The organism is Streptomyces sp. NPDC014734 (assembly GCF_043083325.1).
GTDB lineage: Bacteria > Actinomycetota > Actinomycetes > Streptomycetales > Streptomycetaceae > Streptomyces.
In genome coordinates this window covers 89051-102045 of the sequence record NZ_JBIBYN010000028.1, presented here as the reverse complement: position 1 = coordinate 102045, position 12995 = coordinate 89051, and the positions used below count along the sequence as shown (strand labels likewise).

General features: G+C 70.9%; 12 protein-coding genes. 6 read left to right on the top strand and 6 right to left on the bottom strand.

Annotated features, from left to right (window positions below; all coding sequences use genetic code 11):
- Positions 1 to 325: 325 nt before the first annotated feature.
- On the top strand, positions 326 to 1102 hold the full coding sequence (locus tag ACF1CT_RS32580; protein WP_391787609.1) for a class I SAM-dependent methyltransferase: 777 nt from the start codon (positions 326 to 328) through the stop codon (positions 1100 to 1102).
- Between the two features lie 385 nt (positions 1103 to 1487).
- Here ACF1CT_RS32580 and ACF1CT_RS32575 read toward each other — a convergent pair whose 3' ends face one another.
- Both ACF1CT_RS32575 and ACF1CT_RS32570 read right to left on the bottom strand, forming a co-directional pair.
- Complete coding sequence (locus tag ACF1CT_RS32575; RefSeq protein ID WP_391787603.1) at positions 1488 to 2312, bottom strand: aldo/keto reductase; 825 nt, start codon at positions 2310 to 2312, stop codon at positions 1488 to 1490.
- Positions 2313 to 2576: 264 nt separating this feature from the next.
- Positions 2577 to 3863 carry an MFS transporter gene (locus tag ACF1CT_RS32570; protein ID WP_391787602.1) on the bottom strand — a complete coding sequence of 429 codons (1287 nt, stop codon included), beginning with the start codon at positions 3861 to 3863 and terminating at the stop codon, positions 2577 to 2579.
- A 427-nt stretch (positions 3864 to 4290) separates the two neighbouring features.
- Here ACF1CT_RS32570 and ACF1CT_RS32565 point away from each other — a divergent pair, with 427 nt between their 5' ends.
- Positions 4291 to 4776, top strand: a complete 486-nt coding sequence (locus tag ACF1CT_RS32565; protein WP_391787601.1) for a MarR family winged helix-turn-helix transcriptional regulator — start codon at positions 4291 to 4293, stop codon at positions 4774 to 4776.
- A 436-nt stretch (positions 4777 to 5212) separates the two neighbouring features.
- Here the strand turns inward: ACF1CT_RS32565 and ACF1CT_RS32560 are convergent, their stop codons facing one another.
- Complete coding sequence (locus ACF1CT_RS32560) at positions 5213 to 6232, bottom strand: hypothetical protein (RefSeq protein WP_391787600.1); 1020 nt, start codon at positions 6230 to 6232, stop codon at positions 5213 to 5215.
- 117 nt (positions 6233 to 6349) lie between these two features.
- Here ACF1CT_RS32560 and ACF1CT_RS32555 point away from each other — a divergent pair, with 117 nt between their 5' ends.
- On the top strand, positions 6350 to 6970 hold the full coding sequence (locus tag ACF1CT_RS32555) for a TetR/AcrR family transcriptional regulator (protein ID WP_391787599.1): 621 nt from the start codon (positions 6350 to 6352) through the stop codon (positions 6968 to 6970).
- 147 nt (positions 6971 to 7117) lie between these two features.
- Here ACF1CT_RS32555 and ACF1CT_RS32550 read toward each other — a convergent pair whose 3' ends face one another.
- Positions 7118 to 8116 (bottom strand): LysR family transcriptional regulator, encoded by a 999-nt coding sequence (locus ACF1CT_RS32550; RefSeq protein ID WP_391787598.1) that lies wholly within the window; start codon positions 8114 to 8116, stop codon positions 7118 to 7120.
- 71 nt (positions 8117 to 8187) lie between these two features.
- Here ACF1CT_RS32550 and ACF1CT_RS32545 point away from each other — a divergent pair, with 71 nt between their 5' ends.
- Positions 8188 to 8862: a maleylpyruvate isomerase family mycothiol-dependent enzyme gene (locus tag ACF1CT_RS32545; protein WP_391787597.1), complete on the top strand. Its 675-nt coding sequence runs from the start codon at positions 8188 to 8190 to the stop codon at positions 8860 to 8862.
- Between the two features lie 163 nt (positions 8863 to 9025).
- On the opposite strand, the gene ACF1CT_RS32540 is transcribed toward ACF1CT_RS32545, so the two are convergent.
- Positions 9026 to 9619 carry a peroxiredoxin-like family protein gene (locus tag ACF1CT_RS32540; protein WP_391787596.1) on the bottom strand — a complete coding sequence of 198 codons (594 nt, stop codon included), beginning with the start codon at positions 9617 to 9619 and terminating at the stop codon, positions 9026 to 9028.
- Positions 9620 to 9690: 71 nt separating this feature from the next.
- On the opposite strand from ACF1CT_RS32540, the gene ACF1CT_RS32535 reads away from it, so the two are divergent.
- Positions 9691 to 10305 (top strand): TetR/AcrR family transcriptional regulator, encoded by a 615-nt coding sequence (locus ACF1CT_RS32535; RefSeq protein WP_391787608.1) that lies wholly within the window; start codon positions 9691 to 9693, stop codon positions 10303 to 10305.
- Between the two features lie 242 nt (positions 10306 to 10547).
- Here ACF1CT_RS32535 and ACF1CT_RS32530 read toward each other — a convergent pair whose 3' ends face one another.
- Entirely contained in the window at positions 10548 to 11810 is a 1263-nt protein-coding gene (locus ACF1CT_RS32530; protein WP_391787595.1) for an MFS transporter, read from the bottom strand.
- Between the two features lie 199 nt (positions 11811 to 12009).
- Here ACF1CT_RS32530 and ACF1CT_RS32525 point away from each other — a divergent pair, with 199 nt between their 5' ends.
- Entirely contained in the window at positions 12010 to 12954 is a 945-nt protein-coding gene (locus tag ACF1CT_RS32525; protein WP_391787594.1) for a hypothetical protein, read from the top strand.
- The last annotated feature ends 41 nt before the right edge of the window (positions 12955 to 12995 follow it).

Sequence of the window (12995 nt, the reverse complement as noted above, 5' to 3'; positions counted from 1 at the left end):
GCCCCGTGAACGACTCCACCCACACACGTTCAGCCCTCAACACCCCATCCATACAACGGAGATGCCCAGATCACGGCCTTCTGCAACACCCTTTAGGCGTTCCGTCCCGGCGAGGTCCGTCGGTCACGGCGCCGATTGCCCTTGCGGCACGGGGCGGTGACCGCGACGGCGGCGGCGCGAACAGCGCGGCGTCCGACGCCGGGAGCATGACACGGGGCCCGTCCGGAACCCATGGACGGGCCCTCCGCGACCGGGGCGTCGAACTCAGCCCCGGGGGGCGGTAGTTCATGGACGATAGCCTTGGGACATGCCAGCCATGCCAGCCATGCCCGAGACATCGGTGGCCCGCTTCTACGACGAACTCGCCGACGACTACCACCTGATCTACCCGGACTGGGACGCGAGCATCCGTCGCCAGGGCGACGCCCTGGACGCCCTGATCGGCAAGGATCGTGCGGCGGTGCTCGACTGTTCCTGCGGCATCGGCACGCAGGCCATCGGTTTGGCACTGCGCGGGCACCGTGTCACCGGGACCGACATCAGCCACCGTGCCGCCGCGCGCGCCGCCCGTGAGGCCGACCGCCGGAGCCTGAGCCTGTGGACGGCCGGCGCCGACATGCGACGCCTTCCCTTTCCTGATGGCTCTTTCGACGTCGTCGTCTGTGCCGACAACTCGCTGCCTCATCTGTTGACCGAGCGGGATGTGCACGCCGCCCTGGCCGAGATGCGTCGTGTGCTGCGTCCTGCCGGCCTGTTGCTGGTCAGTACACGTCCCTACGACGACCTGCTGCGCGAGCGCCCTGTCTCGACGCCCCCGCAGGTCCACCGGGTCGCCGACCGTGCCGACGGCGAGGAACGAACCGTCACCTTCCAGCTCTGGCACTGGCATGACGACGGCGAGCACTACGACCTGGAGCACTTTCAGCTCCTTCCGGCGGGCAGGGAATGGCGTGTCCAGGTCCGCCGGACCACCTACTGGGCGGTCGGCCGGGACCGGTTGTCCGGCCTCGCTGCCGAGGCCGGTTTCGTCGACCCCGGATGGCGGACGCCTCGGGAGACCGGCTTCTTCCAGCCGCTGCTCGTGGCCCGGGCAGGAGCGTAGAAAGAGGTTCCACCGCAGGGGATCGGGTCGCGGGGGCCTTGTGAAGGGCGGCGAGGCCGTCGCGGCGGATGCCGGGGAAGAGTTGGACGACTTCGTCGTCGGTGGCACCGTCGCGGTCGAAGCGGCCGGGCCATCGGTCCCCGGCGATGTCGTCCCGGCCGGGGACCGCGTGGAGCCGGAGGGTGGAGACGTGGCCGTTGACCGCGAAACGGGGCCCTGGCTGGGTGCGGGGACCGGGCGGGGGGAGTGCGGGTGGGTCACTATGGTGGGCCCTTCCCGAGCGGGGGCGCCGCCCCGTTCCGGGCGGTCTGTCCGGAACGGGGCGGCGCGGTGTACGGGACGGGCCGTATCGCTGGTGACGGGTGCACCGACTCGGACGTGCGGTTCAGTTGAACTGGTCCGGGTGGGGGCCGGTGCGCAGACCACGGTCGGTGGCGGCGATCGCGTCCATGTCCTCGTCGGTGAGTTCGAAGTCGAACACATCGAGGTTCTGGCGGATGCGGGCCGGGGTGACCGACTTGGGGATGACGACGTTGCCGAGCTGGAGGTGCCAGCGCAGCACCACCTGGGCGGGCGACTTGCCGGTGCGCTCGGCGATGGCGGTGACGGCGGGGTCGCTCAGGACCGCGCCCTGGGCGAGAGGGCTCCAGGCCTCGGTGATGATGCCGTGCCGGGCGTGGAAGGCGCGCAGCTCGGCCTGCTGAAGTCCGGGGTGCAGTTCGATCTGGTTGACCGCCGGGACGAGCGTGCTGTTCTCCATCAGGCGGGTGAGATGGGCGGGCTGGAAGTTCGAGACGCCTGCGGCGCGGATCCGACCCTCGGCGGCGAGGCGCTCGATGGCGCGCCAGGAATCCGGGTAGAGGTCGCGGGCGGGGGTGGGCCAGTGGATCAGGTAGAGGTCGAGGTGGTCCAGGCCCAGCTTGTCGAGGCTGGCGTCGAAGGCGCGCAGGGTGGCGTCGTAGCCCTGATCGGCGTTCCACAGTTTGGTGGTGACGAACAGTTCCTCGCGGGGCAGCCCGGAGGCGGCGAGGGCACGGCCGACACCGCTCTCGTTGCCGTAGATCGCGGCGGTGTCGATGCTGCGGTAGCCGGCCTTCAGGGCCTCGGTGACGGCGGTGGTGGTCTCGTCGTCGGGGACCTGGAAGACCCCGAAGCCGAGCCGGGGGATCTCGACGCCGTTGTTCAGCTTCACGGTGGGGATGACGGTCATGGTGTCGGCTCTCTTTCAGTCGGTGAGGTCGGTGAGGTCGGTGAGGTCGGTGAGGTCGGTGAGGTCGGTGAGGTCGGTGGGGTCAGCGGGGTCGGTGGGATCAGCGGTCGGCGCGTCGAGCCGCAGGGCCGGTGTACGCCTGGCGGGTACTGGTCTCGCCGGAGATCAGGACTGCCCGGTCGTCGCGGCGGAAGGCGGGCAGGTGGCCGCCCGCGTCCAGGTCCGTGACACCGACCGGGATTCCGGCGGCCTCGGCGGCGGTGATCAGGGTCTCGGCGTCGGCGGAGTGGGCGGGGCGAGGGCGGTGGTGCTCATGGTGGTGCTTCTTCTGACAGAGGGCGAGAGGGGCCGGCGGTGGACAGGGGCGGGGGCGGCCGCGAGGGCGTCGACCGCGGTCTTCCGCGCGGTGGTGCGGCGTTCCAGGGCGGCGGACCAGAAGGCGAGGAGCAGGGCCGCGGCGGCGAGAACCGCGCCGACCCAGTTCGGGGCGGTGTAGCCGAGGCCGGCGGCGATGACCATGCCGCCGAGCCAGGCCGCGAGGGCGTTGCCGAGGTTGAATGCCCCGATGTTCACGGCCGAGGCCAGTGTGGGGGCGCCGTGGGCCTGGTCCAGCACCCGCTTCTGCAGTGGCGGGACGGTGGCGAAGCCGAGTGCGCCCACCAGCAGGATCGTGACGGCGGCGGTGATCCGGTTGTGCGCCGTCAGGGTGAACAGCGCCAGCACGATGGCGAGGCCGCCGAGGGTGGTGTACAGCATCGGCATCAGCTTGCGGTCGGCGAACTTGCCGCCGAGGAGGTTGCCGAGGAACATGCCGACGCCGAACAGCACCAGCAGCCAGGTGACCGCACCGTCCGAGTAGCCCGCCACACGAGTCATCATCGGTGCGATGTAGGTGATCGCGGCGAAGACACCCCCGAAACCGAGCACGGTCATCGCCATGGCGAGCAGTACCTGCGGGTTGCGGAACGCTGCCAGTTCGCGGCCCAGGTGGGTGCTCTCCGGGCGCGGCATGGCAGGGACCAGCCCGGCGATGCCCAGCAGGCCCACGACGCCGAGCGCCGCGACGATTCCGAAGGTGATCCGCCAGCCGACGGCCTGACCTATGAAGGTGCCGGCCGGTACACCGACGATGTTGGCGATGGTCAATCCGGTGAACATGGTGGCGATGGCGCCGGCCTTCTTGTGCGGGGCGACCAGATCGGCGGCGACCACCGAGCCGATGCCGAAGAAGGCGCCGTGGGCCAGTGAGGTCACGATCCGGCCGGTGAGCATCACCGGGAAGTTCGGCGCGAGAGCCGAGAGCAGGTTGCCGACCACGAACAGGCCCATCAGCAGCATGAGCATCGTCCTGCGGCTGATCCTGGTGCCGAGCACGGTCATCAGCGGTGCGCCGACGACGACGCCGAGCGCGTAACCGGTGACCAGCAGGCCGGCGCCGGGAATGGACACGCCGTAGTCCCCGGCGATCTGCGGCAGCAGACCCATGACCACGAACTCGGTGGTGCCGATGCCGAAGGCCCCGATGGCCAGGGCGATGAGAGCGAGAGGCATGGCGCCGCCTTCCATGTGATTGCGATTGCGCCTTACAGGCATCAACAATAATTGCAGACGCCTTATGAATGCAAGGGCGGGCATTTCTTCTGGGGGTTGGATTGCGGTGATGGTCGGGGTCTCCGGCCCGTGCCGCCGAGGTCTGTCCGGGCGAAGGGGGCTGGATGGCGGGACGGCAGGGCGACAGCGGGGCGGGACGGCAGGGCGACAGCAGGGCGGGGCGGCAGGGCGGCAGGACGGCAGCGCGACGGCGCGACAGGGTGGCCGGGTGCCTGGTCGGTGAAGTTGCCCTCGGGCTGGATGATCTCCAGGTCCGTACCGTCCGGATTCCAGGGGTGCTTGTATAAGCCTTATGTAGGCTCTCGCCGATATTCCCAAGAAGGTCTTATCCTGGATCCCAGTCGCATCCAGAAGGAGACCCGGACCCATGACCGCCACGGACCTCGCGCCGACCGCCCTCGCCAATGGATGGGCAGCCCTCTACCTCCTGTACGGCAGGATCGAGGCGCACATCGAGCGCGCCCTGCAGTCCGGGCACGGCCTGAGTGTGCGGGAGTACTCACTGCTCGATGTGCTCAGCCGCCAGCACGACGGCGAGGGCGGGCACCTGCAGATGAGGGAGGTCGCCGAGGCGGTGGTGCTCAGCCAGAGTGCCACCACCCGCCTGGTCTCCCGGCTGGAGGATCGTGGCCTGCTCTCCCGCTATCTGTGTCCGACCGACCGCCGCGGTATCTACACGGATGTCAGCGACGCGGGCCTGGAACTCCTGAAGGAGGCCCGGCCGACCAATGACACCGCCCTCAGGGAGGCGCTCGACGAAGCCGCCAGGAACCCCGAACTGGCTCCCCTGGTCAAGGCGGTCGAGGGAATGGACCCGGCACGTCCGAACCCCGGCCTCCTTCCGGCGCGCTGAGAGCCTGTCGGGTGACCTCTGGCCGGGTGGCCACGTCCTGGCACGCACGCTTCCGGTGTTGCCGACATGACCGAGTGGCTCCGCTACCGGGCCGTCCCGGCGCCTTGGAAGCGCACGCACCATGCCCCGTCCGCTTTCCGGCCGAAGGTCACCCGACAGGCTCTGAGGAGGAGCGGACCGCTTCCCTCCTTTCTCGGCAATCCGTACCGCCCGGACGGGCCGGAGGCCCGCGCCATGGCGGCGGGGGATGCGCAGGTCGAGGTGATGCACGGCTCGGGCTCGATCCCGTCATCCCCGGCGGGCGCGTGACGAGCGCGCCACTGCGACGATCTCCCGCGGTCTCGCCACGCCTCCACCGTGCCGGAGTCCGGCTCGCCCTCCGCTTCACCCCTCGGTGCTTCCCCCCTCGGCGCTTCCCCCCTCGGTGCTTCCCGCCTCAGTGCTTCCGGTGGAAGTCGGCGACGGCGGCGAACGCGGCCTTGGGCTCCCACGGCATCCCGGGGTGGGTGGTGCCGAGCCGACCGTCCAGCACCTTGACGATGCCGTAACTTGCCAGGTCCAGGTCGTCGCGCGGGTCGCCGTCCGGGCGGTGGACATGGTCGTGGAGGGCGAAGGTGAATACGAACGTGCTGTCGATTCCGCCCGCGTCGAACGCCTCCAGCAGCTCGACCAGACAGGCGGCCTGACCGGCTTCGTCGCGGGCGTACACGCCGTTCAGCCGGACGGGACCGTTCTCGTCGTACTCGACGATCTCCAGCCCGTGAGCGCCTCGGTCCCCCGCGCCGCGGTATCCGGCCGAGCCGAACTCGGTGATCGCGACCGGCTTCTGCCCGGCGGTGAGATCGTGGACGGCCGCCGCGAAGCGGTCGGCGGTCTCGGCCGACCGGTAGAGGTCCAGGGACACGATGTCGAAGAGGGACCAGTCGACGCGTTCCAGCGGCACGGAGGCGTAGGTGACTGGGCCGTTGAAACGCTCGCGGACGAGCGCCGCGGCCCTGCCGAGGAACGCGTTGACGCGGCTGCCGACCTCACCGATGTGCTCGCGCACCCGCTGCGGATCGCTCAGCAGCGCGATGCGGTCGTCGGTGCTGTCGCCGGGCAGGAACCCCTTGTTCATCAAGCTCATCTCGGCACCGGCGACGAACACGACCTCGGCGCCCCGCCGACGGAGCCGCTCCGCGCGATCGGCGCAGTCGGCGAGCAGCGGCAGCATCTCGTCCTCCGTCAGTTCGAGGGGGTAGGGCGAGAACCAGACCTCCAGCCCGAGATCGGCGGCGTACGACGCCGCGCGTTCCAGCCGCTCCGGGTCGCCGCCCATCACGCGGACCGCGTTGCAGTGCAACTCATCCCGGATGACCCGAAGTTCACGCTCGACCACCGCCGGGTCGAAGACCCGGCGGGAGTTCGCTCCGTCCCGGACGAATCCGGTGTCGTAGCTGATTCCTCTGGCACGCATGTGACGCATCCTCCCCTGGGGAAATTTACGGTACGCAACGTACCTTATTTGTCGGGGTTCAGGGATGGCAATCACAATGGCGAAGGTACGAGCGGTGCCGTTTGGAGGAGAGGTGCCATGGCAGGGGAACCGACGGGCCGGGCGGGTGCCGGGCAGACGCGGCGACGCGGGGCCGTTCTGGAGGAGGCGATCCTGGGCGCCGCGGTGGACGAGCTCACCGAGTCCGGGTACGCCGGATTGACCATGGACAAGGTCGCCACCCGCGCCGGGACCAACAAGAACGCCATCTACCGCCGGTGGCCGAACCGTCTCGCGCTCGGTATCGCCGCCTACCGGCAGTTGGCCACGACGGTCCAGCCGCCCGACACCGGCAGTCTGCGCGGCGACGCCCTGGAGTTCCTGCGCCAGGCGAACCGGCACTGGAGCTCCCCGCTGGGGGCGATCCTGCGCGAACTGCTCTCCGCGGCCGGTGGCACGTCGGAGCTCCGGGCGCAGTTGCAGGAACAGTCCGGCGACGCGACGGCAGCGCCCTGGCTGACCGTTCTGGGACGCGCGGTCGCACGCGGCGAGGCGTCCCCCGAAGCACTCCATCCACGAGTGGCGACCGTGGCCGTCGTCCTGCTGCGCAACGAATTCGTCGTACGCGGGATGCCCACGGCACCGGACGACGTTCTCGTCGAGATCGTCGACGAGGTGTACCTGCCCCTGGTACGGCGACGCGGTTCTGCCCCGGACTGACCTTCGGGCCGCGCCGACCTTTCCGGCCGCGACCGCACCGAACCCGGATCCGCCGAACCCTTCAGGCCGCGACCGCACCGAAGCCGCGCCGGTGAACCGTCCCGGCCGCGGCACGGGGTGACGGTGTCGTCCGCCCGCCCGCCCCGCTCACCCCTCCGGCAGGTCCGGCAGCACCTCGCGCAGCCGGGCGAGGAGCGTGCGGGCCGCCGGGCTCGCGGGCCCGGTGGACCGCCAGGCCAGAGCTACCCGGCCGCGCAGCCCGGGCCGGATGATCCGAAGTGTGCGCAGCGGCCCGTCGGGGACCGGCTCCTCACCGGCCGGCAGCACGGCGACGCCGAGTCCTCGGGCGGCGAGCCGCGCGAGAACGTACGGGGCGGTCGCCTCGAAGGCGATACGGGGCCGGAACCCCGCCTGCGCGCAGGCGCGTTCGAGCACGGTGCGCACCCCGGTGCCGCGCGGCAGACAGATCAGTGGCCGCTCGCGCAGCTCGGCCAGCGGAACGCCGACGCCGACGCCGACGCTTTCGGTGTCGCCGGTGTCGCCGGTGTCGTCGGTGTCATCGGCATGTTTGCCGCGTTCGTTGTGTTCGTTGTGTTCGGCGTGGGCGAGCAGTGGATCTCCAGGAGCGACGGCGGCGACCAGTGGGTCGTCGATCACCGTCTGGAAGGTGAGGCCGGGCGAGGGCCCGTCCTCGGTCCGTCCGAGGACGGCGATGTCGAGTTCACCGGACAGGAGCGCGTCCTGCATCCGCACCGAGGTGTCCTCGGTGAGAGCCATCTCCATCCCGGGGTGCGCGTCATGGAAGTCGGCGAGGACGGATGCCACGTCGAAGGCGTGGCCGATGGCGCCGGAGACGAGCCCGATGGTGACCCGGCCGCGCAGCAGCCCGGTGATCTCGTCCACCGCTTCCCGTATCCCCTCCACCGAGGCGAGGGCGGCCCGCGCGTACGGCAGCACGGCTCGTCCCGCCTCCGTCGGTGTCACCGTCCGGCCGACGCGGTCGAGCAACGGTTGCCCCAACTCCCGCTCCAGTTGGCGTATCTGGGCGCTCAGGCCGGGCTGGGCGAGATGCAACCGCGCGGCGGCACGGGTGAAACCGCCCTCCTCGACGACGGCGACGAAGTACCGGAGCTGCCGAAGTTCCATAACCAACGATTCTAGATCACAGCATGACTGTCTATTGGACTTATGAATCGGCCGCGCACACGCTGGGATACATGGGGAAAAAGAGTCGGAGCACCAGGAACGGGATCGATCTCGGGGCCGTGATCGCGTCGGAGCGCCGGGAGTTGGCGGACCTGCTCGACGGCCTGCGGGCCGACCAGTGGGACGAACCGAGCCTCTGCGAGGGATGGCGGGTGCGCGAGGTCGCGGCTCATATGTCGACCGGGTTCCGGTACTCCCTGGCGGCGACGCTCACCGAACTCGCGAAGGCGCGGGGCGGCCTCGACCGGATGACCGACCGGGTCGCCCGCCGTGACGCTGCCGCCCACCCGACCGCCCGACTCGCCGCGTTCCTGCGGGACAACGCGCACCACCCCTGGAAGCCGCCGGTCGGCGGGCTCCCGGCGGCGCTCGGCCACGACGTGGTGCACGGACTGGACATCACCGTAGCCCTCGGCATCGACCGGCGCGTCCCGGAGGACCGGCTGCGGATCCTGCTCGACGAGGTCCGTCCCCGCGGCGTCAGGTTCTTCGGGGCGGACCTCGGCGGGGTACGGCTGTGCGCCGATGACCTGGACTGGTCCTTCGGCAACGGCACCCCTGTGTACGGGGCCGCCCAGGACCTGCTGCTCGTCGCGTTCGGGCGGAGACTTCCGGCCGGTCGGCTGCGGGGCGGGCCGGGCGACCGGTTCACCACCGTCCGACCGTCCGAACCGGGGCGCGCGTGAACGGCGCGCGTGAACGGCGCGTGTGACCGAGACGTGTGAACGGGGCGGGTGGACGGGGCGGGTGGACGAGCCGGGTGGACGGGGTGCGCGGGCCGGGGCGTGTGAACGGGGTGCAGGCCGTCGGGCGATCCCACCGCGGCAGGTCCGGGCCGCGGCGGCCTCCTCACAGGGTGTGCGGGCCGATCGTGGCCGCGTCGGACGCCAGTGTGAGCAACTCGTCGACCGACCACTGGTCGTAGACGTGCTCGCCGTGCTTCGCCGCGACGATCCGGCCGTCGCTCGCGATGAGGAAATCCGCGGGGAGACCGAGCCGGCCGCCGTTCGGCCGGGCCACCGGTCCGTGCTCGCGGCCCCGGAGCACCTCCAGGCAGCCCCGCAGGACCGCCCGGACGATCGGTCCCCAGGCGCGCGGGTCCAGCAGGGCGCGCCTGGACACCTCCACGCCGAACTCCGCGTACAACCGCCTGCCGGGGTCCGCGACAACCGCGAACGGAAGACCGGCGGTGTGCGGCAGCAGTTCCTCGACGGGGGAGTGGAACACCACGACCTCGCGAATACCGGCGGCCTCGATCTCCTCGTGGCGCCGCACCACCGATCGCAGGTGCAGGTTGCAGACCGGGCAGCCGGCGAACCGGCGGAACTGGAGGTGGACCAGCCGGTCGGGATCCGGGACCGCTACCGGGGGACCGGAAACGGGGGTGAGGTGGCGTCCGACGATGTCGGAGCCCGGCTCCAACGGCCTACGAGATGCGCGCATATACGGCCCCTCTCATGAGCATACGGTGTACACCTACGAGCTTAGGCGTATGCCGTACGCTGTCAATCGTGATGCCGCGCCCCCGTTCACTCACCCCCGACCGGTTGGCCTCCGCCGCCCTCGCCGTCATCGACCGCGAGGGCATCGCCGCACTGTCGATGCGTGCGGTCGCCCACGAGCTCGGCGTCAGCACCATGGCGCTCTACCGGTACGTGCGCGACCGCGACGAACTCGAAGGGCTCGTCGTCGAGCTCGTGCTCGGTGCCGTCGACACCGAGCCGCCGACGTCCGACGCGCCGTGGACCGAGCGGATCACGACCATGGTGGTGCGCCTGCGCGACGCCGTGGCCGCACACCCGGCGGTCCTCACCCTGACGATCGCCCACCGGCACCGTTCTCCCGGAGTGCTGCGCTGGTCGGAAACCGTGCTCGGTATCCTCGCCGAGGCCGGGTACGGCGGCGAACGGCGGGTCATCGCACTGCGCTGTCTGGTGAGTTACGTCAACGGGGCGATCCAGCTCGAACACCTCGGCCCGCTGTCCGGCGACGGCACGATCGCCCTCACCGAACTGCCGCCGTCCGGCTTCCCGTACATGACCGAGACCGCCGAGTGTGCCCGGAGCGTCGGTGCCGACCGGGAATTCCTCGGCGGGCTCGCGGTGGTGCTGCGCGGCCTGGAGACGTGACACCGGGTCGTGCGCGACATCCCGTTCCGGGCCCGGGTTCCGGGGCGCACGCCGCGGGTGTTTCCGCCGCCCCGGGCCGGGGTTCCGGGGCGCACGCCGCGGGCGTTTCGCCGTCCCGGGCGCGGTCGTCGCGGATTCCCCTCCCGTAGGCCGGTGCCGCGCCCCGGTTCACCCCGCACCCCCACGGCGACGGTGCGACCGCCGAAGTGCACCGGTGGCCTCCGGCCCCGCGACGGCCGCGTTCAGTCCGGCGACGGCGTTGCCCTGTGTCGCCGCACGGAAGGCAGTGCCAGCACCGCACAGGCTGAGACCACCTGCCATGTCGCACCGAATGCCAGGAGCCGGTCGGCTCCCACGACGCCCGACACCGGCCCGGCGAGTGCGAGCCCGAGCGGCCCCAGCGCGAAGGCGCCCAGACTGTCGAACGCGCTGATGCGCCCGCGGACCTCGGTGGGGACCTCACGCTGGACGAGGGTGGCGAACAGACTGCTGCACGCCGCCGCCCCGACCCCTGCGACGAACGCCGCCGCCGCCACGCCGGCCGAGGGGAGCCGCGCGGACAGCGCGGCCGCCGGAAGGGCCCAGGCCGCGGACGTGGCCATGGACCACAGGAGTGCGCGCCCGGGCTTCCTGCCGAGCAGTGCCAGGCCGCCGACGACCGAGCCGGCGCCGTACAGGGCAAGTACGAGACCCCAGGAACGCGCGCCGCCGAGCCGCTGCTGGGCGATGGTCGGTCCCAGCACCAGAAACGGCGCCCACAGCACGAAGTTGAACAGGCTGATGTGGAGCGTCGCGATCCACAGCCACGTGCGGGAGGTGAACTCCTTCCAGCCGTGCCCCAGATCGCTGAACAGCCCGCTGCGCGGCACGGACGGTTGCGACAGGCGCAGTCCGGCCAGGGCCACGACGCTCACGCCGTAACTGACCGCGTCGACCGCGATCACCGTGCCCGCGTCGAAGACGGCGACGAGCACACCGGCCAGACCGGGACCCGCGACCGAGGTCATGGCCTGGACCGTCTGCAACAGTGAGTTGGCGTCGGAGAGTTCCTCCTCGGGCACCAGGCCGGGCACCAGGGCCGTCAGGCCCGGACTGAAGCCGCCCTCACCGACACCGAGAACCACTGCCAGCACGACGACTTCCCAGAGCCGTGCGCTGTGGGTGACCAGGAGCACGGCCAGGACTGCCTGGGCGGCGAACCGGAGCAGATCCGCCGTCAGCATCACCGTCCGGGCCCCGAGCCGGTCGGTGAGCACACCACCGAGCAGTAGCACGGCCAGGATCGCCAGGATGCGTACCGCCATGACCAGACCGACGGAGTCGGCTCCGCCGTTGGGCAGTTCCAGTACGGCGAAGGTCGTGCCGATCGTGCTCATGCCGGAGCCGAGCAGCGACGTGCTCTGACCGACGAGGAACCGGCGGAACCGGGAGTGCCGCAGTACACGCAGACGGTGTGCGGCCGTTCGGGCAACCGCTCCGGAGGGAGCGGGAATGCGATGTTTCATAGCTCCGCAATGTGCCGCTTCCGACCCGTGTTCCACAACAGTTTCAGGAAAGAAAGTTGAGTTTCTTTCTGGCAATTTTACTTCTGGATCAATTGCCGCAGTAAATAGCTGAAATTTACTGCAACATGCCTGGTGGTAGGGTGTCTTGCGAGAAAATGAATTCTCTCCCGAGGGATAATTTACTGCGGAAGCGAGTGGCATGATTCAGCAGCGGATCGATGGTTCGGGAACGTCCTGCCCGGCGCCGGTGGAGTACGGCGCCGCAGTCGACCGCTACCTTGCCGCGGCGGGGTTGGGCAGCTCCTCCAGCCGGGTCTATCGCATCTCGTTGCACGGGTGGGCCTGGCCACTGGTCGAGCGCCGTGCTCCGACCGGCCGCGAGCGCAGGGGTGCCCTCCCGCCGGTCGTTCCGCTGGCCCGGCTCGACGACCCGCAGGCCGCACAGCGGTTGCGACGGGGTCTTGCCGACCGTGCCGACGTCGCGCAGCCGCGCACACTGGTCCGCGAACTCGCCTGCCTCCGAGCCGCGATCGCGTGGTGGCGGGCCCGAGGCTGGATCAGCGCGGACCCGGCCGCCGGACTGGCGTTGCCGACAGCGGGCCCCGTCCCGGAAACGGCCTCCTCCGGCGGGCCGACGACCGATGTCCCCGCGCCTCCCGCCGTGACGACCGTGAGGGAATCCGCCACCGACCGGGACCGGGCCCGTGCCGCGCTCGCGCTGCGTGCCCCGCTCAGGGAGTTGACCCTGTGGCATCTCCTTCACGAGTCGGGTGCCTCCGTCGAACGGGTGCTCGCCCTCGACATCGGCCATCTCGACCTGCTCGGTCGATGCGCCAGGGCGGGCGCGGGAGCCCCTCTCGGCTGGGGGCCGGGCACGGCACGCCTGCTCCCGATGCTGCTGGCCGGACGCACCTCGGGGCCGGTGTTCGTCACCTGCCGACGGGTTCACACCGGCACACCGGTTGCCGACCGCTGCCCGGTGACCGGTCGCGGCAGGCTCTCCTACCGCCGTGCCGCCGAACTGTTCACCGCCGCGACCGGGCCGCTCGACCCCACCGGCCGCGGCTGGACTCTGCTCGTCCTGCGCGACCGGGCGCCACGGAGCCGGAATCGGGTACGGCGGGTCAGGCCGGTCCGGGGATGATCCGCCGACCGCCGGTCCGCACCCTCACGAGCGGACCCGGT